Origin of the sequence: Curtobacterium sp. VKM Ac-1376, from assembly GCF_015351025.1 — a bacterium.
Taxonomy (GTDB): Bacteria; Actinomycetota; Actinomycetes; order Actinomycetales; family Microbacteriaceae; genus Curtobacterium.
Genome location: NZ_JADKRV010000008.1, coordinates 98,646 through 121,934, shown reverse-complemented (window position 1 = coordinate 121,934; position 23,289 = coordinate 98,646). Strand labels below are relative to the sequence as shown.

The following is a 23,289-nucleotide window of genomic DNA, read 5'->3' as shown; positions in this document are numbered from 1 at the left end:
GGCCCGGGGCCGGCCCACCGGCCCGGCACCGGGCCTCCAGGGCGTCAGAGGGTCACTTCCCGTTCTGGTCCCCCGCAGCCCGCGCCGCCGGGGCCACCGTCGCGGCGGGCGCGGGCACAGCCGGGGCAGCGGGCGCAGCCGGCGCGGCAGGCGCATCCGTCGGCGTCGTCTGGTCGCCCTGCGCCGTCCCCTGCCCGGACGAGGACCCTGATGATGACGACGACGAAGACGAAGACGACTTGCCCGCCTGCCCGATCATCGCCTGGCTCGGCGCCGGTAGCGCTCCCCCGCCGACGGTCTGGTCCAGGTACGCCATCATCGACTTGCCCACGCCGAACTTCGCGCTGTACCCGGTGGTCCCCTGCAGGAACGCCCGGTTCGCCAGGCTCACGCTCCCCTGCACGTTGCCGACCCAGGTGGCGTTCGTGTACTTCGTCGACGACGCGACGAGCCAGTTCTGCACGTCGCCGTCGGTGGTGCCGGTCTTCGCGAACTTCGGCACGCTGTCCCCGGGGTTCGCGCTGGCGGCGGTCCCGGAGCCCGACAGCACGCCCTGCAGCGCGTAGTCGACCGTGCCCGCGACGTCGGCAGAGACTCCCTGCGTGCAGGACGACGGCGTCGGGGTGATCGTCGTGCCGTCCGCCTCGGTGACGGAATCGATCGCGGTCGGCGTGCAGACGATGCCACCGTTGGCGAAGCCCGCGTAGGCCTCGGCCAGGTCGATCGGCGACAGCTCGTTGACCCCGAGGATCGAGGACGGCGTCTGCGTCAGGTCGCCGCCGTCCGCGCGGTGGATCCCCATCGACTGGGCGAGCTGCGCGATCTTGCACAGGTCGAGCTGCTTGCCCATCTGCGCGTAGGCGGTGTTGATGGACTCGACCGTGGCGGCCTCGACGGACATCGACGAGGGCACGCTCTCGGCGTTCGCCACGTTCCAGGTGCCGCCGGAGACGTTCTGGCAGGTGTTGGTGAACTCGGCGTTCTCGAACTCGTGCTCCGAGGTGGTCACGGACTCGGACAGCGTGTGTCCGCTGGCGAGCCACTCGGCCAGGGTGAACACCTTGTACGTCGACCCGGTCTGGAACCCGCCGGAGTTGCCGTAGCCCGAGTCAGCGCTGTAGTTCACCGCCGTCGCTCCGGCAGCGGCGTTGTCCCCCTGTGTGTAGGTGGTGTTCTGCACCATCGACAGGATCCGCCCGGTGCCGGGCTCGACCGTGACGTTCGAGCCGCCGACGTCGACACCGGCCATGGTGGCCGGCACGTAGGTCGACAGCGCGGTCTGCGCCTGGGCCTGCAGGTCGAGGTCGAGCGAAGTGTGGATCTGCAGGCCCTTGGTGTCGAGCGTTGCGATCCGCTGCGCCGCGGTCTCGCCGAACGCGGGGTCCTGCAGCACCTGGTCGCGCACGTAGTCGCAGAAGTAGCCGGCGTCGTCGTTCGTCGCGGCGGTCGAACAGCCGTTCGCGGTCTCGGTGATCTTCGGCGTGACCGGGGTCGCGATGGCCTTCTGCATCGCAGCCTTCGTGATCGAGCCGTGCGCCTGCATGCGCGTGAGCACGTAGTCCCGGCGGTCCTTCGTCAGCGCGTAGCCGTTCGCCGCGCCGTTGTCCTCGTCCGACGGCAGGTCGATGCGCAGGTTCGACGGGTTGTTGAGGATCGCGACGAGGGTGGCCGACTGCACGAGCGACAGGTCCTTCGCGTGCACGCCGAAGTAGTACTCGGCCCCCGCCTCCGCGCCGTACACCCGGCCGCCGAGCCCGACGATGTTGAGGTACCCGGTCAGGATCTCGTCCTTCGAGTACTTCTTGTTCACGGCGATGGCGTACCGCATCTCCTGCAGCTTGCGCTGCGGCGTGACGCCGGCGGCGTCCTCGTAGCAGGCGTCGACCTTCTTCTCCGTGGCGGCCTGGTCCTTCCCGGTCAGCTCCTCGCACTGCTGTACCAGGACGTTCTTGACGTACTGCTGCGTGATGCTCGACCCGCCCTGCACGTCCCCGCCGACGACTGTCGCGGCCACACCGCGCAGCGTGCCGAGGACGTCGATGCCACCCTCGTCGTAGTACCGGGGGTCCTCGGTGTCGATCGCGGCCTGCTTGAGCGAGTCCGCCATCTGGTCGGCCGACACGTTGGTGCGGTTCTCGGCGTAGAACGACGCGATCTTGACCTGCTCGCCGCCCTTCGTCGCGTAGACCGACGACACCTGCTGCGGGGTCTGCACGTCGAGGTAGCTCGGCAGGTCCTCGAAGAACGACACCGCGCTGGTCGTCCCCTCACCGGCGACGGCGACGGCCGGCGTCACCGCGACGGCGACGAGCATGCCGGCGAGCACGGACATCACCACGAACATCAGGAGAGCCCCAGGCCATCGCACCACACGCATGACGGCACCGTAGGCAGACGGGCTGTACTGGTTCTGCCCTGGAACGAGTGCATGCTGCGGTCGCGTTCAGGTTGCCACCCAGCCTGCACCGAGAGCGGCTGCGGATCCGCGCGGACTGGCCGATCCGCCGGGAGGCCCGGCGCAGCTTCCGTGGGACCGCCTCCGGTCACGATCGGGTCACGCCCACGGCGTCGGCGCCGGTCACCGCCCGTCAGTCGCGCGGCTGCAGGTCCTGCGGACGGACGAGGTACATGTCCATCGTGGCGCCGACGATGCCGTCGTCACCGGTGCCGCCGCGGCGCACCTGCCCACGCACCAGGTCGCCGCGGCCGATCCCGATCAGCGCCACGTCGTGCAGTGAAGCGGTCCCGGGCTTGAGGTAGTCGTTGTGGCCGACCGGTTGCCGGAAGACGTCGCCGGCGTCCCCGGCGTCGGCACCGCCGGCGAGGTCGAGCACGGTGGACCCGAACGACGATCCGCCCGGATCGGTGCCGAAGTAGCCGGAGCCTGCGATCGGGTCGCTGTGGGCGCCGCCGACGAAGACCTGCCCGGTCTCGACGGCGAGGTCGGCGGCCGAACGGACGTCGCTGCCTGGTGACCCGAGCACCGTCAGCGTGTCCGCTGCCATCCGGCCTGACGCGAGGGCCATCAGGGCCGTCGTCGACCCGTACGAGTGCGCGACGATGTTCAACCGCGGTTGGTCGCCCGCACGGACCTGCCGCACGCCGTCGATCGCGCGCTCGAGCCGATCGGCGCCGGTCTCCGCGAGCCCGAGCGACATGACGTTCGACAGGTCCGGCGTCCGGTAGCCCAGCCACGCGACGACGGCGACGCCCGAGGGCCCGGACGGGGCGAGCGGCGCGAGCGTCGCCTGCTCGCGGGCCAGGTCGTTCGCGGTGTTCGTGAAGTCGACCATCTGCCCGGTGACCGTGAAGAACATCCCCGGCACGACGACGGTCACGTCAGCAGCGTCGGCGACGTCGCCGACGCTGATCGCCGCGCGTCCGGACCCCCGGGTGTCCAGCGCGAGGAGGAAGCGCTGCGGGTCGCCCGGGTCGTGCACGAGCGAGTCGCGCACCTGGCCCAGCATCGCGGCACGTACGGCGCCGACGCCGGGGTCTGCGAGCCCCGCGGCGAGCGTGGCCCGGTTCGCCAGGTCACGGACCGAGTACGGCACGCCCTCGAGGTTGCCGGTCAACGCCGGCGCCTCGGTGCGGAGCGTGTGCTGCTCGTCGGCATCGAGCGTGCCCCACCACTGCGTGACCGTCGCTGCAGCCGGCGGGTCGTCCTGCACGGTCGCGACGACGCGGCGGTCACGGTCGGCCCGTCGGAGGTCTGCGGGATCCAGCGCACCGAGGTCGTCGAGGAACGTCTGACCGTGTGCGGTGGCGAGGTCGTCGACGAGCGTGACGCTCGACGGGGCCGACACGACGTGTGTCAGGGGCGCACCAGGGGCCTCGATCACTCCGAGCGAGTGCATCGAGGCGGTGAGCAGAGCCGCAGCGACGAGCAGCAATCGGGTCTCCCCCGGGAAGGCCGTTCCGACGTCCCCCTGCAGACGACGGGTGATGCTCAGCTCAGTCTAGGGAGGTTGCGCCGCGAACGGTCATGCGCGATGCAACTTGTCCCCCGAAATCGGCTCGCCGAAAGTCGCACCGCGGTGTGGGGATGCGCCCGTGTTGGTTCCTGAGTCAGACTCCGTCCCGCGGAGCCGGGTCCTCCGGCTCCGCGAGCGCCGCAGGCCCCTCGGTCACGAGCAGGTGGAACTGCTCGGCGTCGATGATCCGGACCCCGAGCAGCTCGGCCTTCGTGAGCTTCGAACCGGCGCCGGGACCGGCCGCGACGAAGTCCGTCTTCTTGCTCACGCTCGATGCCGCCTTGCCCCCCGCGGTGATGATCGCCTCTTGTGCGCCCTCTCGCGTGTACCCCTCGAGTGAGCCCGTCGCGACGACGGTGACACCGCTCAGGACGCCGCCCCCGACGGCCGCTCCGCCGGGTCCGGGGTGGCCGGGCGTCGTGAACTGCACGCCGGCCGCCGTCCAGCGGCCGATGATCTCACGGTGCCAGTCGACCTCGAACCAGTCGAGCAGAGCGTCGGCGATGATGCCACCGACGCCGTCGACGGCCGCGAGCTCGTCGCGCGTGGCGGCGCGGATCGCGTCGAGGGAACCGAAGTGGTCCGCCAGGGCACGGGCTGCGACCGGGCCGACGTGGCGGATGCTCAGCCCGACCAGGATGCGCCAGAGCGGCTTCGTCTTCGCGGCGTCGATGTTCGCGAGCATCTCGAACGCGTTCTTCGACGGGTAGCGGCTCGGCTCACCGGTGTAGTCGGCGCCGCGTGCCTCGGGGTCGAACGGCGGGTCGGTCTTCTTGCGGGCCCGGCTGAACGGCGTCACGCGCTTCGGGGTGCCGTCGTCGTCGACCTTCTCCATGCCGGTCTCGGCGTCGCGGACGATGACCTCGATGGGGACGATGTCCTCCATCGTCAGGTCGAACAGCCCGGCCTCGGTCACCAGCGGCGGGGTCTCCGGGCGCAGCGGCTGGGTGAGCGCCGCGGCCGCGACCTCGCCGAGCCCCTCGATGTCGAGCGACCCGCGCGAGGCGATGTGCTCGACGCGACCGCGCACCTGCGCCGGGCAGCTCTTCGCGTTCGGGCAGCGGAGGTCGATGTCGCCCTCCTTCGCCGGGGCGAGCTCGGTCCCGCACTCGGGGCAGTTGGTCGGCATCACGAACTCGCGCTCGGAGCCGTCGCGCAGCTCGACCACCGGCCCGAGCACCTCGGGGATGACGTCGCCGGCCTTGCGCAGCACGACGGTGTCGCCGATGAGCACGCCCTTCGCCTTGACGACCTGCTGGTTGTGCAGCGTGGCCTGTCGGACGACGGACCCGGCGACCTCGGCCGGGGTCATCACCGCGAACGGGGTGGCGCGGCCGGTGCGCCCGACGCTGACCACGATGTCGGTGAGCGTGGTGTGCACTTCTTCCGGCGGGTACTTGTAGGCGATCGCCCACCGGGGTGCCCGCGAGGTCGAGCCGAGCTCCTCGTGCAGGGCGAGGTCGTCGACCTTGATGACGACGCCGTCGATCTGGTGCTCGACGGACGAGCGCCGGTCGCCCGTGGTGCGGACGAACGCGTTGACCTCGTCGATGGTGTCGAACACCCGGTAGTGGCTGCTCGTCGGCAGGCCCCAGGTGTCGAGCAGCTCGTACACCTCGGATTGGCTCCGGACATCGGTCTGCTGCTCCAGCTCGCGGACGGGCCAGGCGCCGATGCCGTGCACGAGCATGCGCAGGCGCCGCAGCCGGTCGACCATCAGCGCACGCTTCGCCTCGGACTTGCCCTCTTCCTTCTGACGGAGCGACCCGGCGGCGGCGTTGCGCGGATTCGCGAACACGCGCTCCCCCGCCGCACGCTGGTTCGCGTTGAGCTCGTCGAACTCGGCGACCGGGAAGAAGATCTCGCCCCGGACCTCGACCAGGGGCGGGTGCCCGGTGCCGGTCAGGCGGTCCGGGATCGTGCCCATGGTGCGGACGTTCCCCGTGACGTCCTCGCCGACCACGCCGTCACCGCGAGTCGCGGCCGAGACGAGCCGACCGTGCTCGTAGCGCAGGTTGATCGCGAGCCCGTCGATCTTCAGCTCGGTCAGGAACCGCACCCGCTCGGCGCCGGCGTCCCGCTGCACCTTGACGGCCCAGTCGGTCAGTTCCTCGGGGCTGAACACGTTGTCCAGCGAGAGCATGCGCTCGGCGTGCTCGACGGGCGCGAACTGCGTCGTCTGCGCCTGGCCGCCGACCGTCTGCGTCGGGCTGTCCGCGGTCAGGAGTTCGGGGAAGCGCCGCTCGACGGTGTCGAGGCGGTGCACCAGCGCGTCGTAGTCGGCGTCGGACAGGGGCGACGCGTTGCCCTCGTAGTAGTCGTGGCGCAGCTCGTTGATGCGGGCGCGCAACCGGTCGACCTCACGCGCGGCCTGGGCGGCGTCGAGCCCGTCGGGGGCGATGGTCTCGAACGTCGCGTCGGTCTCGCTCATGGCATCAGTTCTACCGTGCACCACCGACGCGGCGTGCAGCGAGCGCGAGCCCCGGGAGCGGCGGACTCAGGCGTCGACGGGGACGGCGCTGACCGTGCCGTCGATCGTGCACTGTCCGAGCACCCGCGTGCCGACGTAGACCACGGCGGTCTGCCCGGGAGCGACGCCGTGCAGCGGCTCGTCGACGTCGATCACGAGGACGTCGTCCTGCACCCGCGCGGTCGCGGGCACCGGGTCGGCGTGCGCCCGGATCTGCACGTCGCAGGCGAACGGCGTCGCGGGGTCGGCCGGAGCCGTGCCCGCCCAGGTGAACCGGGAGCCCGACATCGACGTGACTGCGAGCGCCTCCTTCGGACCGACGACGACCGTGTTGTCCTTCGGACGGATCTCGAGGACGAACCGCGGCTTGCCGTCCGGCGCGGGGCGGCCGAGGGCCAACCCGCGGCGCTGTCCGACGGTGTAGCCGGTGGCACCGTCGTGCGATCCGACGACGGTCCCGTCGCGCTCGACGACGTTGCCGGTCTCGGACCCGACGCGGTCGGCGAGCCAGCCGCGGGTGTCCCCGTCCGGGATGAAGCAGATGTCGTAGGAGTCCGGCTTCTGCGCGACCGTCAGACCACGCTCGGCGGCCTCGGCCCGGACCTCGTCCTTCGACGGGGTGGCACCGAGCGGGAACATCGCGTGCTGCAGCTGCTCGGCGGTCAGGACGCCGAGCACGTAGGACTGGTCCTTCGCCCACGCGGCCGACCGGTGCAGTTCACGCGAGCCGTCCGGACCGGTGACGATCGAGGCGTAGTGCCCGGTCGCGACGGCGTCGAACCCCAGGGCGAGTGCCTTCTCGAGCAGCGCCGCGAACTTGATCCGCTCGTTGCAGCGCATGCAGGGGTTCGGCGTGCGGCCGGCCTGGTACTCGGCCACGAAGTCGTCGACGACGTCCTCCTTGAACCGGGCCGAGAAGTCCCAGACGTAGTACGGGATCCCGAGAGCCGACGCCGCGCGCTGCGCGTCCATCGAGTCCTCGATCGTGCAGCACCCGCGGCTGCCGGTGCGCAGGGTCCCGGGCATCCGGCTCAGCGCCAGGTGGACCCCCACCACGTCGTGTCCGGCGTCGACCGCCCGGGCCGCAGCCACCGCCGAGTCGACACCACCGCTCATCGCCGCCAGAACACGCATGCCTCCAGGGTAACCCGCCGACGAACCGGTACCGCTGGCGTACCGTTGGTCGGGCGATGGCCACGACGGGGAACGACTCATTCGACTTCCGGTCCGTCCTGTTGTCCGGTTTCCTGCCAGCCGCGCTCTTCGCGATCGGCGAGGGTGCGATCATCCCGATCATCCCCATCGCCGCCGATTCGCTCGGGGCGAGCCTGGCGTTCGCGGGCTTCGTCGCCTCGCTCATCCTGGTCGGCGAACTCATCGGCGACGTGCCGTCGGGTGTCGTCGTCGCCCGGATCGGTGAGCGGAACGCGATGATCGGCGCCGCGCTCGTGTCGGTGGTCGGGCTCGTCGTCGCGACGACCGCGGCGAACGCGTGGGTGTTGGCGCTCGGCGTCTTCCTGGTCGGTGTCTCAACAGCGGTGTTCGCCCTGGCCCGGCACGCCTACATGACGACCGCCATCCCCCTGCGGATCCGGGCTCGTGCGCTGTCGAGCCTCGGCGGGGTGTTCCGTTTCGGCTACTTCGTCGGCCCGTTCCTCGCCGCCGGGGTCATCCACCTGACCGGCTCCACCCGGAGCGCCTTCTGGATCCACATCGTCTGCTGCCTCGCCGCGGCCGCGGTGCTCCTCGTCCTGCGCGATCCCGCGTCCGGCGCACGCGGTCTGCGGTTGCCGCCACGGGCCTCCCGTCCCGCGACGGACGTGAGCGGCGGGGACGTGACCGAACCGCCGGCCGACACCGGCGCGCAGTTCGTCCAGCAGGAGGCGCACGGTCTCTTCCGTACGATCCGCGCGAACCGGGCGGTCCTGCTGCGGCTCGGCAGCGGCGCCGGCCTGATCGGCGCGATGCGCGCCGGACGGCAGGTGATCCTGCCGCTGTGGGCGGTGAGCGTCGGCCTGGACGACTCGACCGCGGCGCTCGTCATCGGCATCGCCGGCGCGGTCGACTTCGCGCTCTTCTACACGAGCGGCCAGATCATGGACCGCTGGGGCCGGCTCGCGAGCGCCCTGCCGTGCATGCTCGGGCTGAGCATCAGCTACTTCCTGCTCGCGTGGAGCGGGCACCTCGACGCCCGGATCGGCTGGTTCGTCGCGATCGCGATGGCCATGTCCCTGGCGAACGGCGTCGGGTCCGGCATCCTCATGACGCTCGGTGCGGACCTCGCGCCACGGGACGCCCCGGCGCCGTTCCTCGGGGCGTGGCGCTTCACGGGCGACTTCGGGTCGGCGGCTGCGCCGCTCGTCATCTCCGGCGTGACCGCCGTCGCGTCGATCGCGGTCGCGAGCGGCGTGATGGGCGTGCTCGGTCTGGTCGGGGCCGGCATCCTGCTCCGGTACGTGCCCCTGTACCTGCCGCGGCCGCGGCGCTGACGGGCTGTTGTGCTGTCGTGCCGTCGTGCCGTCGTGCCGTCGTGCCGTCGTGCTGTCGTGCTGTCGTCCCGTGCGATGTTCCGTACTCGGTGGCACTCGACCCGCCCCGCACCACGTCGGGTACCTCGCACCACGTCACGTCCCGCGCACGGCGCGCACCGCCGCCTGGAGGCCCGGCGCACGTCCGCCCCGCCCCGCACGCTCGGTAGACTGCCGCTGCTCGCGGGAGTGGTGGAATCGGTAGACACGCAGGATTTAGGTTCCTGTGCCCCAGGCGTGAGGGTTCGAGTCCCTCCTTCCGCACCGAGTCCCGGCGTGCCGCGTCGCTGCGGTCCTCCGCACGCCCCGTGCGGGTCAACCTCGCGAGGGATGGCCCGGTCACGTCCGGGCGGTACCCTCATCCCGCGGGAGTCCTCCCCGTGACCCCGCCTCCACGACCGGAAGAACCATGCACTCCGTCGCACTCGCCCTGATCCCGTGGCTCGATCCGCAGTACATCCTCGACCACTTCGGGGCCATCGCCGTGCTCGTGGTCTGCGCGATCGTGTTCGCCGAGACCGGGCTGCTCATCGGCTTCGTCTTCCCCGGCGACAGCCTGTTGGTCATCACCGGCCTGTTCGCCTTCGACCGCGGCGGTGAGATCGGCGGCATCCCGATCTGGGTGGCCGCGCTGATGATCGGCGCCTCGGCGTTCCTCGGTGGGGAGCTCGGCTACTACATCGGCAAGAAGGCCGGTCCGCCGATCTTCGAGCGCAAGGACAGCGGACTGTTCTCCAAGGAGAACGTCGACCGCACCAACGCGTTCTTCCACCGCTTTGGCCCGGCCGCGGTCATCCTGGCCCGGTTCGTGCCGGTCGTCCGCACCTTCGCTCCGATCGCCGCCGGTGTCGGGCGGATGGACTACAAGAAGTACTCCCTCTACAACGCGATCGGTGCGATCGTCTGGGGCGTCGGGGTGACGTTCCTCGGGTACTTCATCGGACACATCCCCTTCGTGGCGCACATCGTCCGCGAGTACATCGACATCATCCTGCTGGCCGCGGTCGTCGTGACCGTCGTGCCGATGGCGCTGACGTACCTGCGCAACGCCCGCAAGGCGAAGAAGCACGAGCACCAGGCCGAGCAGACCGCGGCCGACCCACAGCTGTAGCCGACCGGACGAGAACAGGCCAGCACCACGCGGCGCGAGCCCGTTCTCGTCGGGGTGCCGTCAGAGCCCGAAGTGCTCCCGCACGATCGGCGCGATCCCCCGGAACGCCTTGCTGCGGTGCGACAGCGCGTTCTTCTCGTCACGGGTGAGCTCGGCGGACGAACGGTCGGCATCGTCCGGCCGGAACACCGGGTCGTACCCGTGTCCGCCGTCACCGACGGGCTCGGTCAGGACCTCGCCGTTCCAGACGGCCTCGACGACGTGTTCCTCGCCCTCGGGGGTGACGAACGCCGCCGCGCACACGAAGGCGGCGGTGCGCTCGACGACGCCCTGCAGGTTCGTCAGCAGCAGCGCGATGTTGTCGGCGTCCGACCGGGTGCCCGCGTACCGCGCCGAGTGGATGCCGGGCGCCCCGCCGAGGGCGTCGACCGCGATGCCGGAGTCGTCGGCCAGTGCAGGCAGTCCCGTGTGGGCGACAGCGGCACGGGCCTTGATGAGGGCGTTCGCCGCGTAGCTGTCACCGTCCTCGACCGGCTCCGGGCCGTCGTAGCCGACGAGCTCTACACCCTGGATCGCCGCGCCGAGGATCTCACGCAGCTCGACGACCTTGCCCTGGTTGTGGGTGGCCAGGACGACGGTGCCGGTCACGCGATCCCCAGGACGGTCTTCTGGATCTCGGCGAGCGACCGGTTGCCGGCCAGACCGAGGTCGAGCAGGACGTTCAGTTCGTCGCGGTCGAACGGGGCGTGCTCGGCAGTGCCCTGCACCTCGATGAACGTGCCGGAGCCGGTCGTGACGATGTTCATGTCGGTGTCGGCGGCGGAGTCCTCGGTGTAGGCCAGGTCGAGCATCGGCTCGCCCTTCACGATGCCGACCGAGATCGCCTGCACACTGTCGGTGAGCGGGGTGGCCTTCTTCGCGATGAAGCCCTTGGCGCGGCCCCACTCGATCGCGTCGGCCATCGCCACGTACGCGCCGGTGATCGAGGCGGTGCGGGTGCCGCCGTCGGCCTGCAGGACGTCGCAGTCGATGACCAGGGTGTTCTCACCCAGGGCCTTGGTGTCGACGACGGCGCGGAGCGAGCGACCGATTAGCCGGGAGATCTCGTGGGTGCGTCCGCCGACCTTGCCCTTGATCGACTCACGCTGCATGCGCTCGTTCGTCGATCGCGGCAGCATCGAGTACTCGGCGGTGACCCAGCCGGTGCCCTTGCCGGCGAGCCAGCGCGGCACGCCGTTCGTGAAGGACGCGGTGCAGAGCACCCTGGTGTCGCCGAACGAGATGAGCGCGCTCCCCTCGGCCTGCGAGCTCCACCCCCGCTCGATGGTGACGGGACGGTGGTCGGTGGCGGTGCGGCCGTCGGCGCGGAGTGTGTCGGTCATGGGGTCCTTTCGATGCGGGGCAGCGTGATGGCCCCCGTCTGGAGGTGGCCGACGCTGGAGACCTCGGGACCGAGGAAGCGCCGGGCGAGTCGGATGAAGCCGTTGTTGTCGTTGCCCGTCGCCTCGAACGAGTACGTCGGGGCGGTGGTCGTGGTGCGCTCGAGGCCGTGCTCGACCAGTCGACGGTAGACGTCGTTCGCGGTCTCCTCGGCGCTCGAGACGAGCGTGACCTCCGGACCCATGACGAACTGGATCGCGGCGGACATGAGCGGGTAGTGCGTGCAGCCGAGCACCAGGGTGTCGACGCCTGCGGCACGGATCGGGTCGAGGTAGCCGGCCGCGACCTCGCGCAGCGACGGGGACGACGTGTCCCCCGCCTCGACGAACTCGACGAACCGGGGGCACGCCGCGGTGGTCAGCGTCACGTCGGCAGCGACCGCGAAGGCGTCCTCGTAGGCGCGCGACGCGATGGTGCCGACCGTGCCGATCACGCCGATGCGCCCCGTCCTGGTCTGCTTGACGGCGGCACGCGCGGCTGGCTGGATGACCTCGACCACCGGGATGCCGTACGCCTGCTCGTAGCGCTCGCGGGCGTCACGCAGCACGGCCGAGGACGCGGTGTTGCAGGCGATCACCAGGGCCTTGACGCCCTGCTCGACCAGGTCGTCCATGACCTCGAGCGCGTAGCGGCGGACGTCCGCGATGGGCTTCGGACCGTACGGCGAGTGCACGGTGTCGCCGACGTACCGGATGCTCTCGCGCGGCAGCTGGTCGATGATGGCGCGGGCGACGGTGAGCCCGCCGACCCCGCTGTCGAAGACTCCGATCGGTGCATCCGTCACGGCACCAGCGTACCGACGCCCGCCGGTCCCTTCCCCGCACCGTGCGACGGGGCCGCATCATCGTGCGAGGTTCCGTGCTCGGTGCGACCCGCGTCGGGTACCACCGAGGACGGAACCTCGCACGGGTCGAACCGCGAGCCGGACGCTCGAGGTGATCCGCGCCTCCAGGAGGTCACGTCACTAGTGTCGGAGAGGTGACCAGCGCACTCCTCACCGACCAGTACGAACTCACCATGGTGGACGCCGCCCTGAAGGACGGGACCGCCGACCGCCGATGCGTCTTCGAGGTGTTCGCCCGACGCCTGCCGGACGGTCGCCGCTACGGCGTCGCCGCCGGACTCGGCCGGTTCCTCACCGCCCTCGGCGACTTCCGCTTCGGCGACCAGGAGATCGGGTTCCTGCGCGACCGCGGCGTCATCGACGCAGGCACCGCGTCGTGGCTCGCCGACTACCGGTTCCGTGGTGACGTCCGCGCCTACCGCGAGGGCGAGGTCTACTTCCCGAACTCCCCCATCCTGCAGATCGAGGGCACCTTCGCCGAGGCCGTCGTGCTCGAGACCCTCGCGCTGAGCATCTTCAACGCCGACTCCGCCATCGCCTCCGCCGCCGCCCGCATGGTGTCCGCCGCCGACGGTCGCCCCCTCGCCGAGATGGGCTCCCGCCGCACCGGCGAGTGGAACGCCGTGGCCGCCGCACGTGCCGCCTACATCGCCGGGTTCGGTGCGACGAGCAACCTCGAGGCCGGTCGGACCTGGGGCATCCCTACCATGGGCACCGCCGCGCACGCCTTCACGCTGCTGCACGACTCCGAGGAGCAGGCGTTCCGGTCGCAGCTGGACGCCCTCGGCAACGGCACGACCCTGCTCGTCGACACCTACGACATCGAAGCCGCGGTGGAGACCGCCGTCCGGCTGACCGACGGCAAGCTCGGCGGGGTCCGCATCGACAGCGGCGACCTGCCCTCGGTCGTCGCGGCCGTCCGCGCCCAGCTCGACCGGCTCGGCGCCACGAGCACGAAGATCACGGTCACGAACGACCTCGACGAGTACACGATCGCCGCGCTCCGGGCCGCCCCGGTCGACTCCTACGGCGTCGGGACCTCGGTGGTCTCGGGCTCCGGGCACCCCGCCGCCGGCATGGTGTTCAAGCTCGTCGCACACCAGGAGACCGACGGCGACGAGTGGGTGCCGGTGGCGAAGAAGTCCGCGGACAAGGCGTCGATCGGTGGGCGCAAGGAGGCCGGGCGTCGGCTGCGCAACGGCGTCGCCACAGCCGAGGTCGTGCTCACGGGCGCACAGGTCGGCCCGGACGAGCGGCCGCTCCTGGTCCCCGTCGTCACCGGTGGCGAGGTCGACCCCGCGTTCCTCGGAGTGCCGGGCGTCGAGGCGGCGCGGGCGCACCACAAGCGCGCAAAGGCGGAGCTGCCGGCCGACGCGTCACGCATCGGCCGCGGCGATCCCGCCATCCCGACGCTGGTGATCTAGGTGCGCGCGGCCGCCGCGCATGCCGCTTGGTGACCATTTCTGCTGCCGAAGCGACCGACGGACGGACGGGAGGCCCGTGGCGAGGCCGCCACGGGCCTCCCGTCCGTCTCGGGGGCCGTCCTACTCGGCCTTCATCTTCTCGTAGATCGCCTTGCAGTCCGGGCAGACCGGGAACTTCTCCGGGTCGCGACCAGGGATCCACTTCTTCCCGCACAGGGCCTTGACCGGCTTACCGGACAGAGCGGACTGCAGGATCTTGTCCTTCTTGACGTAGTGCGAGAACCGCTCGTGGTCGCCGGGCTCGATCGCCTCTTCTTCGAGGAGCTTCTCGAGCTCCCGGTCCATCACGTCGAGGCCGCCGCCGGGTTCCGTCATGCTCATGCGTCCAGGGTACGACGGTCCGCTCCCGGTTGCGCGGGCGTGCGCTCTGGGCGCACGCCGGTCGCGCTGCCGGGTCGGTTGCGCTGCCGGGTCAGTTGCGCTGCCGGGTCAGTTGCGCTGCCGGGTCAGTTGCGCTGCGCGGCGGCGAGCAGGTCCGGGCCGCGGCGGTCGAACAGCCGTCCGCCGGCGAACACCCCGAGGACGAGCACGACCGCCCCGACCCCGACGCCCACCACGAGCGTCAGCACCGACCACGGCTCGGCGCCCCGCACGAACGCCAGGACGGCGAGCCAGCCCGCGGGGACCGTGCAGAGCACGATGCCGATCACCATGGACGACTGCGCGACCGTCGCCGTGACGCCGGCGGCCTGCGGCTGCTGGAAGGGGTGGTCGCCCGGTCGGACGGTGGGGTACGGCAGGAGCACGGAGACCACGCTCGACAGCCCGAGCCCGGACAGCAGCGCACTCGCACTCACACCGATGAGCAGTGGGAACACCGTCCAGTCGTCGAACAGCCGTGCGGACAGCGCGGCGCCTGCGACGATCGCGGGCGCGCCCACGACCAGCACGGGGACGACGCGGCCGAGCCGATCGCTCCATCCGGGAGCACCGGACGCGACGTGCAGCCACACCGCGGTGTTGTCGTACGAGACGTCGTTGTGCGGCAGGAACCCGGCGATAAGTGCCATGAGCGGCAGCGGGACCAGGGCGGTCCAGTGCCACGGCACCCCGGCGACCCCGAGGGGGATGACCACGAGCGGCACGAACAGGATGATCAGGTAGGACGTGCGGTACCGGGGGTCGCGCACCCAGTACGTCAGTGCACGTGCGGCGACCGCGGACACCGGGGCGGACCCGAACCGGTCGAACCACCCGAGCCCCTGGTACCGACGGGTGCGGGCTCGGTCGTCGACGGTCTCGAGCGCCCGGCCGACCAGTGCCCACCACGCCCATGCGAGGAGCACAGCGACGATGACCGCGATGAGCAGCTTGAGGAGCCCGGAGCCGACGTGACCGCTCGCCATCTCGGCAGGCACGGCCCACGCTGCACCCCAGGGGGTCCAGCCCGCGACGTCCGCGACACGCTGCATCTCGGCGCCGTGCGGGCCGAGCCAGTCCGCGCGGAGCAGCAGCGAGACCGTGGGGATGGACAGCACGATGATGACGAGCGCCACGAGCCACCCGGCGTCACGCGACCGGTTCGGTCCGATCAGCCGCGAACCGACGGCGCAGCAGACCCGCACCAGGAGCGCGCACGTCGCGACGGCGAGCAGACCGCCGAGCGCAGCCAGCAGCCCGAGTCCGGGGTCGCGCGCCCAGGCGACGGTCTGCCCCACAGCGACGACGAGGGCACCGAGCACGGGAACACCGACGAGTCCAGCGACGGCGAGACCGACCGTGAGCCGACGCCGGTCGATCCCGAACACGGCGAATCGGCGCGGGTCGAGTTGGTCGCTCCGGCCGACGACGAGCGGCACGACCGTGAAACCGAACGCGATCAGGGTGCCGACGGGCACGATGACCGCGCGGGCGACGTCGGGGTCCGCCGAGCGGAGTCCGACCATCTGCGCGGCGACGAACAGGGCGGCGAGGAGTCCGACGAGGCTGCCGAGCACGACGGCGACGGACCGGCGGGCGGTGCCGCGGACCTCGCCCGCGAGCAGGTCGGCCCTCAGCCGGAGAAGCTGTGCAACCATTCCATGCTCTCTGCCACGACGCGGCCGCCCGCGAGCTCGACGAACTTGTCCTCGAGGCTCTTGCGCCCGCGCACCTGCGCCATGGTCCCCGAGGCGAGGACCTTGCCACCGACGATGATCGCGACCGAGTCGCAGGTGCGCTGGACGAGCTCCATCGAGTGGCTGGAGAGCACGACCGTCCCGCCGCCTCGCGTGTAGCGGCGGAGGATGTCGGTGATCGTCGCGGCGCTGACCGGGTCGACGGACTCGAACGGCTCGTCGAGCACCAGCACCCGCGGCGAGTGGATGAGCGTGGCGGCCAGCGCGATCTTCTTCGCCATGCCGACGGAGTAGTCGGCGACCTGTCGCCCGAGGGCCTCGCCCAGCCCGAAGGCCTCGGCGAGGTCCGCGCTCCGCTCGCGGGCGGTCGCACCGTCGAGTCCCCGGAGCGTTGCGGAGTAGTAGAGCAGCTGCGCACCGGTGAGCCGGTCGAACAGCCGGAGGCGGTCCGGCAGCACGCCGAGGCTGCGCTTCGCCGCCGTCGGGTCGGCCCACACGTCGTGGTCCAGCACGGTCACCGAGCCGGCGTCCGGACGCAGCAGCCCGGTGATCATGGACAGCGTCGTGGTCTTGCCGGCACCGTTCGGGCCGACGACTCCGAAGATCGATCCCTGGCGGATCTCGAGGTCGACCTCGTCCACCGCGAGCGTCTGGCCGTAGCGCTTCACGAGGCCGCTCGCCTCGAGCACGACGGGCTGCAGCTTCTGCGGCTGCTTCGGCATCCCGGTTCGGGGTGCGCGCTTCTTCGCGGGCGCCGCCGAAACGGCGGTCGCGTCGGTCGTCGTGTCGCCGCCCGTGGTGGGGTCGGCGCGTCCGATCACCGTGTCGTCGGTTGCCTGGCCGGGAGGCTCGGTGCTGGTCATCCCCGCGGCCTTCGTCGGGCGCTTGGTGCGTGTCTTCGCGGTCCGCGCCTTCGCGGGACGGGGCGCGGTGGTCGTTCCGGCGGCAGCGGCGTCCGCGGTCGTCCGCGCGCCCGCCTCGGTGTCGGCCGTCGCCGTGTCGGCCGTGTCCGTGTCGACCGCCGTCGTCTCGTCGGTGTCGGTGGCCGCCGTCTGGTCGGTCATCGTTCCATCAGCGGAGGCGTCGTCCGCATCCGTGTCCCCCATGTCGTCGTCGGCCGCGTCATCCTGCGCGGCGGCGGCGTCCGCCTCGTCGGCGTCACTCGCTTCGGTCATCCACGCAGCGTCGGTCGTGGCGTACACGTCCTCGTTCTCCGCTCGGGCTGCCATCGCCCCACCGTACCAACGCTCTCCGGACGGCGGGGACCGGCCTCCTCCCAGGGTCACGAATTGAGTACGAAGCGCGCAGACCCGTACCCCGAGCAGAGGCGTTTCCGTATCATTCACCTGGGCACGAAGGAGTGTTCACCACTTGGAAACCTGCTCCAGCGGGCGATCCGACAGTCCCCTCCTGCACCGACGGTCTCCGTCGCTGCGACGGGCTCTCGGACAACTCGGACGTTGGAAGAGCAGACTCGACGAGGCCCGCCCGTACCCCGGGGTGCGCGGGCGGACACCAGAAGGGACCAGCATGACCACGCAGATCGTGATCCTCGCAGCGGGGATGGGCAGCCGCCTCGGCCGCAGCCTGCCGAAGCCGCTCACGGAGCTCAGTGACGGCCGCACCATCATGCAGCAGCAGTTCGACAACATCCGTGCGGCGTTCGGTTCGAGCGCCCGCGTGACGATCGTCGTCGGCTACAAGTCGGAGCACATCGTCGAGGCGTTCCCCGACGCGAACTTCGTCTACAACGAGTCCTACGACTCCACCAACACCTCCAAGAGCCTGCTCCGTGCCCTCAAGGCGACCGGCAAGAGCGGTGTCCTCTGGATGAACGGCGACGTCGTCTTCGACCCGATGGCGCTCGTCCGCGCTGCCGACATGATCGACGAGGGCCGTTCCTTCGTCAGTGTCAACACCGACAAGGTCTCAGACGAAGAGGTCAAGTACACCGTCGATGCCGAGGGGTTCATCCACAAGCTCTCGAAGCAGGTCGTCGGTGGGCTCGGCGAGGCCGTGGGCATCAACTACGTGTCCGCCGCCGACAAGCAGGCCCTCATCCGCCAGCTCGGTCGCGTGGACGACCAGGAGTACTTCGAGGGTGGCATCGAGGCTGCCATCGCCGAGGACGGGCTACGCTGGACGCCGATCGACATCTCCGACCTGTACGCGGTCGAGATCGACTTCGCCGAGGACCTCGAGCGCGCGAACAACCTGTTCGCCTGAGCCTCCCGCAGGATCCCTCGGCGGTTCCGCCCGAAGGGATACCGTGACCACAGCGAGCGCGCCGACCGCGCCTGCGGCTGCCGCACCCGCGACACCCCGGAGCGCCGGTCGGCGCTATCGTCAAGCCCTCTGGCTGCTGACGGTTCGCGACCTGCGGGTGCGGTACTCGACGTCCGCGCTGGGGTACGTCTGGTCGATCCTCGACCCGCTCGTGATGTCCGGGATCTACTGGTTCGTCTTCACGCAGGTCTTCCACCGTGGCTCCGTCGGTGAAGAACCGTACATCGTCTTCCTGCTGTCGGCGTTGCTGCCGTGGATGTGGTTCACCGGTGGCGTCTCGGACTCGACCCGGGCCTTCATCAAGGAATCGAAGCTCATCCGTTCGACCACGATCCCCCGCACCATATGGGTGGCCCGGATCGACGCGTCGAAGGGCATCGAGTTCCTGCTGAGCCTGCCTGTCCTGGCTGCCTTCGCGATCGCGACCGGGGCGCACCTGCACTGGCAGGTCGTGTTCTTCCCCCTGGCGATCGTGCTGCAGTGCGCCCTCGTCTACGGCCTCGGCCTGATCGTCGCGCCGCTCGTCGTCTTCTTCCGCGACCTCGAGCGCGCCACCAAGCTCGTGCTGCGCTTCCTCTTCTACGCGTCCCCGATCGTCTACGGCACGCACGCCCTTCCCCCCGCCCTGCGTGACGTCGCCGCCGTCAACCCGCTCACCGGGATCTTCGGCATGTACCGCGCCGCGTTCTTCCCCGGACAGCTCGACTGGTTCGAGGTCGGCGCCTCGGTGGTCGTGACCGGGATCGTCCTGGTGGTGGGGTTCACCGTGTTCCGCCGGAGCGAGCACCGTGTGCTGAAGGAGCTGTGATGAGCGCGACCGACCAGACCCGAGGCACCGAGACCGTCGCCCCGGTCATCTCAGTGCGCGACGCCGGCATCTGCTTCAAACGGAACCGTCGGGCGAGCCGGAACTTCAAGGACCTGTTCGCCGGACGAGGCCGGCGCAGGCGCGCCGACGAGTTCTGGGCCCTCCGGAACGTGTCGTTCGACGTCCGCCCGGGCGAGGCGATCGGCGTGGTGGGGCGCAACGGCCAGGGCAAGTCCACGCTCCTGAAGCTCGTGGCACAGGTCATGCTGCCGGACGAGGGGCGGGTCGACGTCGGCGCCGGGGTCGCTCCCCTGATCGAGATCACCGGCGGCTTCGTCGGCGACCTGACCGTCCGCGACAACGTCTTCCTGACCGCCGGCCTGCACGGCATGTCCCGCGCCGAGATCCGCGATGCCTTCGACGAGATCATCGACTTCGCCGAGATCGCCGACTTCGTCGACACCCCGTACAAGCACCTGTCGAGCGGTATGAAGGTCCGCATCGCCTTCGCGGTGATCTCCCGGCTCGACGAACCCGTCATCCTGGTCGACGAGGTCCTGGCGGTCGGCGACAAGGCGTTCCGTGAGAAGTGCTACAAGCGGATCGAGCAGCTGCTGGCCGGCGGTCGGACGCTGTTTTTCGTGTCCCACAGCGACAAGGACCTCCGACGGTTCTGCGACCGCGGCCTGTACCTGGACAAGGGCCGCCTGGAGCTCGACGGCACGATCGGGGAAGCACTGGCCCGGTACTCGGCGGACTACGGGTCCTGACGGACCGGGGTACTCCCCCTCCACCGACGTGAGCGCCGGAAGCTCACTCCACAGCCACGGGTTCCTCAGGGGGACATCCGGGCACCACCGTCGGACCCTCCCCCTAGCGTTCCCCCCATGCACCACCCACCACCCGCGTACGCCGTCCCGTTCACCATCGATCGCTCGAACGCCCCCCGCCGGTACCAGCTCGTCAACACCGGCACTGAGCCGGTCGACGGCCTCAGCCTGACCCACCTCGGCAACGGGTACTCTCCCCCGCTCGCCGTGCACCGCCTCGAACCGGGCCGCTCGATGTCCGTCGCCGTGTTCGGAGCCGACCCCGAGGAGACCGGCGTCGTCATCGTCCGGTGGCGCCGACCAGACCGCTCCGAGTACCTCTGGCGGATGACACTGGCCGACCCGGGGTCTCGGTCGTGATGCCGGGGTCTCGGTCGTGATGCCGGGGCCCGGCCCCGTCCTGCACGGACGGGCATGCTCGCGGACGCGCTCAGCGGCCTCCGCGTTCGGCGGCGACGGTCCGCCAGCGCTCCAGCAGCCATTCGACGGCCGCGCGGAACCGCTCGGTCGCGGCACCCGGCGTCGTGTCGCCGAAGTACCGCCGGACCCAGTGCTGCAGCCTCGCCAGTTGCTCGGCGTCGCTCGCCGCAGCGTCGACCCGTTCGAGCACCGAAGGGGCATCGGCGGCCGTCAACCAGTTCGCGTCGCTCAGGTACCCGCGTTCGTCGACGTCGGCCTCGGGCGACACCGGTCGGGTGACGATGAGTGGCTTGCCGACGGCCAGCCGGTCGTAGATCATCGCACTGATGTCCGTGATCGCCACGTCGGCATCCGCCAGCTGCCACCCCAGTTCCCCACCGTCGTCGTACAGGTGGTGCGCCGCGGCGTCGGCCGCGTTCGCAGCCGTGATGGCCGCCAGGATCCGCTCGTGCGCTGCGCGGTAGTCGCTGTCGAACACCCCGCTGCGCGGGTGCGGGCGGTACACCAGCCGGTGCCGCGGCGACGCGAGCACGTGCTCAGCGATGGCCGTGCCGTGGGACGCGATCGAACCGTAGGCGGCGGCGGCCCGGTCACCCTCCCACGTCGGGGCGTACAGCACCACGGTCCGGTCGTCGTCGGGGTACGGTGCCGCGCCGGCGAAGTGGTCGGCCTGCGGACGGCCGATCGTGATGGTACGGGCGTCCAGGTCGTAGTCCCACAGCGCCTCGGCCAGGCGGTCGCGTGCGGCGTCCCCGGCGATCAACGCGTAGTCGTAGGCCTTGAACTGGTTCGTGGTCATGTACATCTTGTCGCTCTCGCCGTGGTTGACGAAGACGTGCCACATGCGCCCGTACCGCATCATCTGGAAGTTGCGGGCGTTCTGGTTGACGTACAACACGATCTTCGGCGCCTGCGTGTCGACGAACTGCTCGAGGTCCACCACCTGGCGGGCGTAGACCGCGGGCACCGGCGACTCGTCCAGCAGGGTGAGCATGGTCCCCGGACTCCGCGAGACGATCGCCACCGGGTGCGACTTCGCGAGCTCGGCCAGCGGCGCGTACCACTGGCGCACCTGGTACATGTTGACCGGGCCGTCGGCGAAGTACACGGCGATCTCGATCGATCCGGGCACCGGCTGCGGTGCGGACGGCAAACGCCGCGCGAGCTGCCGCCGGCTCCGACGCGACGTCAGGAGTCGCTCGACGAGCCGCAGGGCGGTCCGCAGGTCGCTGATGATCGACATGGTCCTTCTCCGGATCTGCTCTGGCGGTCTGGGGCGGGCGGGTCAGACGACCGGTGGCCGACCAGCGATGGTCATCCGTGCGACTGTGAGCCAGCCCATCGGGCGGACCGGTCCGCAGTCGGTCGTCCATCCTTCACGGATCCCACCGAACCAGGTGGCCAGCCGGCGCGGGTGACGCCACCAGCGCGCGACCTGGATCGCCGCCCACGAACCCACGTACACCGGACGCAGCACCGCGGGCAGGTTCCGGCGGGCCAGCCAGACGCGGTTCCGGGCGTTCAACCGGTAGTACTCGGTGTGCCGTGCCGGGTCGATCGCCGGGTGGTGCGCGACGAGTTCTCCCGCGTACCAGGTCCGGCGTCCGGCGTCCCACACGCGCCAGGCGAGCTCGATGCCCTCGTGGGCGTAGAAGTACTCCGCTCCCCAGCCGCCGACGGCCCGGTAGACGTCCATGGGGAGCACGACGGCGCCTTCCCAGACGGAGAACACGGGAGACGAGTGGTCCGGCTCGCCCTTCCGGATCCGCGGGATCCAGCGGCGAGGGTTCGCGGCACCCGTGGGGTCGACCACCCGCGGCTGCACGAGCCCGAGGGACGGGTCGTGCTCGAACAGTGCGATGGCATCCTGCAGGAACGTCGGCGACGGCACGGACGCGTCGTCGTCGAGGAAGAACACGTAGTCCCCGTCCACGGCCTCGGCTCCGGCGTTCCGTCCGGCCGGGATCCCGACGTTCTCGGGCAGGGCCAGGGCTCGGACGGCGTCGGGCAGCCCCGTGGGTTCCCACCCGTTGCCGACGCAGACGACGTCCAGCTCGACCCCCTGCTGCGCGAGCACGCTGTCGAGCCCACGACGCAGATCGTCGGGACGGGTGCCCTGCGACAGGCTCACCACGGCCACGCGCGGCCGCCCACGGCGCACGACGGCGTGACGACGCACGGTTCCGGGCCCCGCCGTCCGGTCGTCGCCGGTCACGCCTTGACCCGCTTCGAGGCCATGATCGCCAGGAAGTGCCCGAACGTCGCGAGCACGGCGAGCGGCAGGAGCGCCCCGACCAGGATCCGGCTGGCGAGCGGGTCGCCGATGACCAGGGCCAGCAGAGCGAACACGAACGCGAGCATGCTCAGCTCGACGGAGTGGTACAGGCGGTGGAACGGCAGGAACCGTGCCAGGCGACGAAGCGATGCGAGCTTCCGGCCCGACGGCGCGGTCGAGGCGTCACGCCGGTCGACGAGCTTGTCGAGCCCCGCGTTGGCCCGGGCGACGTGCACCATGTCGTTGAGCGCCTTGTTCAGGATGATGACCAGGCCGAGTGCGCACCCGATCGTGGTCCACATCCAGTCGTCGCCGTGGATCGGCCACGTCGCCGCACGGATGCCGAGGGCCACCGGGATCAGGCCCTCGGTCGTGTAGTGGCCGACCTTGTCCAGGAACACCCCTGCGGGCGACCGGGTGCCGCGCCACCGCGCGACCTCGCCGTCGCAGCAGTCGACGAGCATCTGCAGCTGGCCGAGGACCAGTGCGAGCGCGGCACCCCAGATCCCGGGGATCAGCAGGGCGGCGGCGACGCTCCACCCCACCAGGATCATCAGCCCGGTCACCTGGTTCGCGCTGACGCGGGTCTTCAGCAGCACCCAGGTCAGGTACGGCGACACATCGCGCAGGTACAGCGAGGCCGTCCAGTGCTCGGCGTTGGCGCGTGCACGGACCTCGTCCGGCTGGGCGACGGCCCGCAGCTCGGCGATCGAGGTCGGTCTTGCGGATCCGCGGCCGGTCGTGGCGTGGTCGGTCATTCGG

20 protein-coding genes and 1 tRNA gene are annotated in these 23,289 nt (G+C 70.9%); 8 read left to right on the top strand and 13 right to left on the bottom strand.

Annotation, left to right across the window (positions count from 1 at the left end; all coding sequences use genetic code 11):
- Positions 1 to 52 precede the first annotated feature (52 nt).
- From ITJ56_RS11405 to mnmA, 4 genes are all read right to left on the bottom strand, one after another.
- Positions 53 to 2,377, bottom strand: a complete 2,325-nt coding sequence (locus ITJ56_RS11405; RefSeq protein WP_228517593.1) for a transglycosylase domain-containing protein — start codon at positions 2,375 to 2,377, stop codon at positions 53 to 55.
- A gap of 211 nt (positions 2,378 to 2,588) precedes the next feature.
- Positions 2,589 to 3,893, bottom strand: a complete 1,305-nt coding sequence (locus ITJ56_RS11400) for an alpha/beta hydrolase (protein ID WP_194630724.1) — start codon at positions 3,891 to 3,893, stop codon at positions 2,589 to 2,591.
- Between the two features lie 175 nt (positions 3,894 to 4,068).
- Positions 4,069 to 6,405, bottom strand: a complete 2,337-nt coding sequence (gene ligA, locus ITJ56_RS11395) for an NAD-dependent DNA ligase LigA (RefSeq protein ID WP_194630723.1) — start codon at positions 6,403 to 6,405, stop codon at positions 4,069 to 4,071.
- Positions 6,406 to 6,471: 66 nt separating this feature from the next.
- The gene (gene mnmA, locus ITJ56_RS11390) at positions 6,472 to 7,578 is read right to left on the bottom strand and encodes a tRNA 2-thiouridine(34) synthase MnmA (protein ID WP_228517591.1); all 1,107 of its coding nucleotides are present in this window, start codon (positions 7,576 to 7,578) and stop codon (positions 6,472 to 6,474) included.
- Between the two features lie 56 nt (positions 7,579 to 7,634).
- Between mnmA and ITJ56_RS11385 the strand changes: the two genes are divergently transcribed.
- From ITJ56_RS11385 to ITJ56_RS11375, 3 genes are all read left to right on the top strand, one after another.
- Positions 7,635 to 8,933: an MFS transporter gene (locus tag ITJ56_RS11385; protein WP_194630721.1), complete on the top strand. Its 1,299-nt coding sequence runs from the start codon at positions 7,635 to 7,637 to the stop codon at positions 8,931 to 8,933.
- A 222-nt stretch (positions 8,934 to 9,155) separates the two neighbouring features.
- A tRNA-Leu gene (locus tag ITJ56_RS11380) sits at positions 9,156 to 9,236 on the top strand.
- Between the two features lie 145 nt (positions 9,237 to 9,381).
- Positions 9,382 to 10,083, top strand: coding sequence for a DedA family protein (locus ITJ56_RS11375; protein WP_194630720.1), 702 nt, complete (start codon positions 9,382 to 9,384; stop codon positions 10,081 to 10,083).
- Positions 10,084 to 10,143: 60 nt separating this feature from the next.
- Here the strand turns inward: ITJ56_RS11375 and rdgB are convergent, their stop codons facing one another.
- The 3 genes from rdgB to murI are packed head-to-tail and all read right to left on the bottom strand — an operon-like array spanning position 10,144 to position 12,307.
- Positions 10,144 to 10,731, bottom strand: a complete 588-nt coding sequence (gene rdgB / locus ITJ56_RS11370) for an RdgB/HAM1 family non-canonical purine NTP pyrophosphatase (protein WP_194630719.1) — start codon at positions 10,729 to 10,731, stop codon at positions 10,144 to 10,146.
- Entirely contained in the window at positions 10,728 to 11,465 is a 738-nt protein-coding gene (gene rph / locus ITJ56_RS11365) for a ribonuclease PH (protein WP_194630718.1), read from the bottom strand. Before rph ends, rdgB begins: the two co-directional genes overlap by 4 nt.
- Positions 11,462 to 12,307 (bottom strand): glutamate racemase, encoded by an 846-nt coding sequence (gene murI / locus ITJ56_RS11360; RefSeq protein ID WP_194630717.1) that lies wholly within the window; start codon positions 12,305 to 12,307, stop codon positions 11,462 to 11,464. Before murI ends, rph begins: the two co-directional genes overlap by 4 nt.
- A 194-nt stretch (positions 12,308 to 12,501) precedes the next feature.
- On the opposite strand from murI, the gene ITJ56_RS11355 reads away from it, so the two are divergent.
- The gene (locus tag ITJ56_RS11355) at positions 12,502 to 13,791 is read left to right on the top strand and encodes a nicotinate phosphoribosyltransferase (RefSeq protein WP_194630716.1); all 1,290 of its coding nucleotides are present in this window, start codon (positions 12,502 to 12,504) and stop codon (positions 13,789 to 13,791) included.
- 120 nt (positions 13,792 to 13,911) lie between these two features.
- Here the strand turns inward: ITJ56_RS11355 and ITJ56_RS11350 are convergent, their stop codons facing one another.
- The 3 genes from ITJ56_RS11350 to ITJ56_RS11340 all read right to left on the bottom strand — a co-directional run bounded on the left by ITJ56_RS11350 (position 13,912) and on the right by ITJ56_RS11340 (position 17,137).
- Positions 13,912 to 14,172, bottom strand: coding sequence for a DUF3039 domain-containing protein (locus tag ITJ56_RS11350; RefSeq protein WP_092093667.1), 261 nt, complete (start codon positions 14,170 to 14,172; stop codon positions 13,912 to 13,914).
- 125 nt (positions 14,173 to 14,297) lie between these two features.
- Positions 14,298 to 15,869: an ABC transporter permease gene (locus ITJ56_RS11345; RefSeq protein ID WP_194630715.1), complete on the bottom strand. Its 1,572-nt coding sequence runs from the start codon at positions 15,867 to 15,869 to the stop codon at positions 14,298 to 14,300.
- Positions 15,845 to 17,137: an ABC transporter ATP-binding protein gene (locus tag ITJ56_RS11340; RefSeq protein ID WP_228517589.1), complete on the bottom strand. Its 1,293-nt coding sequence runs from the start codon at positions 17,135 to 17,137 to the stop codon at positions 15,845 to 15,847. The genes ITJ56_RS11345 and ITJ56_RS11340 overlap by 25 nt, the downstream gene beginning before the upstream one ends.
- Before the next feature lie 301 nt (positions 17,138 to 17,438).
- Between ITJ56_RS11340 and ITJ56_RS11335 the strand changes: the two genes are divergently transcribed.
- The 4 genes from ITJ56_RS11335 to ITJ56_RS11320 all read left to right on the top strand — a co-directional run bounded on the left by ITJ56_RS11335 (position 17,439) and on the right by ITJ56_RS11320 (position 20,192).
- Positions 17,439 to 18,134: an NTP transferase domain-containing protein gene (locus ITJ56_RS11335; RefSeq protein WP_110862735.1), complete on the top strand. Its 696-nt coding sequence runs from the start codon at positions 17,439 to 17,441 to the stop codon at positions 18,132 to 18,134.
- 43 nt (positions 18,135 to 18,177) lie between these two features.
- Positions 18,178 to 19,002 (top strand): ABC transporter permease, encoded by an 825-nt coding sequence (locus ITJ56_RS11330; RefSeq protein ID WP_194630714.1) that lies wholly within the window; start codon positions 18,178 to 18,180, stop codon positions 19,000 to 19,002.
- Positions 19,002 to 19,772, top strand: coding sequence for an ABC transporter ATP-binding protein (locus tag ITJ56_RS11325; RefSeq protein ID WP_194630713.1), 771 nt, complete (start codon positions 19,002 to 19,004; stop codon positions 19,770 to 19,772). The genes ITJ56_RS11330 and ITJ56_RS11325 overlap by 1 nt, the downstream gene beginning before the upstream one ends.
- A 117-nt stretch (positions 19,773 to 19,889) precedes the next feature.
- Entirely contained in the window at positions 19,890 to 20,192 is a 303-nt protein-coding gene (locus ITJ56_RS11320; protein WP_194630712.1) for a hypothetical protein, read from the top strand.
- 70 nt (positions 20,193 to 20,262) lie between these two features.
- Here the strand turns inward: ITJ56_RS11320 and ITJ56_RS11315 are convergent, their stop codons facing one another.
- From ITJ56_RS11315 to ITJ56_RS11305, 3 genes are read right to left on the bottom strand one after another with little or no spacing between them, the layout of a single operon-like run.
- Positions 20,263 to 21,495, bottom strand: a complete 1,233-nt coding sequence (locus ITJ56_RS11315) for a CDP-glycerol glycerophosphotransferase family protein (RefSeq protein WP_194630711.1) — start codon at positions 21,493 to 21,495, stop codon at positions 20,263 to 20,265.
- A gap of 42 nt (positions 21,496 to 21,537) precedes the next feature.
- Positions 21,538 to 22,413 carry a glycosyltransferase family 2 protein gene (locus ITJ56_RS11310; protein WP_194630767.1) on the bottom strand — a complete coding sequence of 292 codons (876 nt, stop codon included), beginning with the start codon at positions 22,411 to 22,413 and terminating at the stop codon, positions 21,538 to 21,540.
- Positions 22,414 to 22,463: 50 nt separating this feature from the next.
- Positions 22,464 to 23,285 carry a CDP-alcohol phosphatidyltransferase family protein gene (locus ITJ56_RS11305; protein ID WP_194630710.1) on the bottom strand — a complete coding sequence of 274 codons (822 nt, stop codon included), beginning with the start codon at positions 23,283 to 23,285 and terminating at the stop codon, positions 22,464 to 22,466.
- Positions 23,286 to 23,289: the final 4 nt, after the last annotated feature.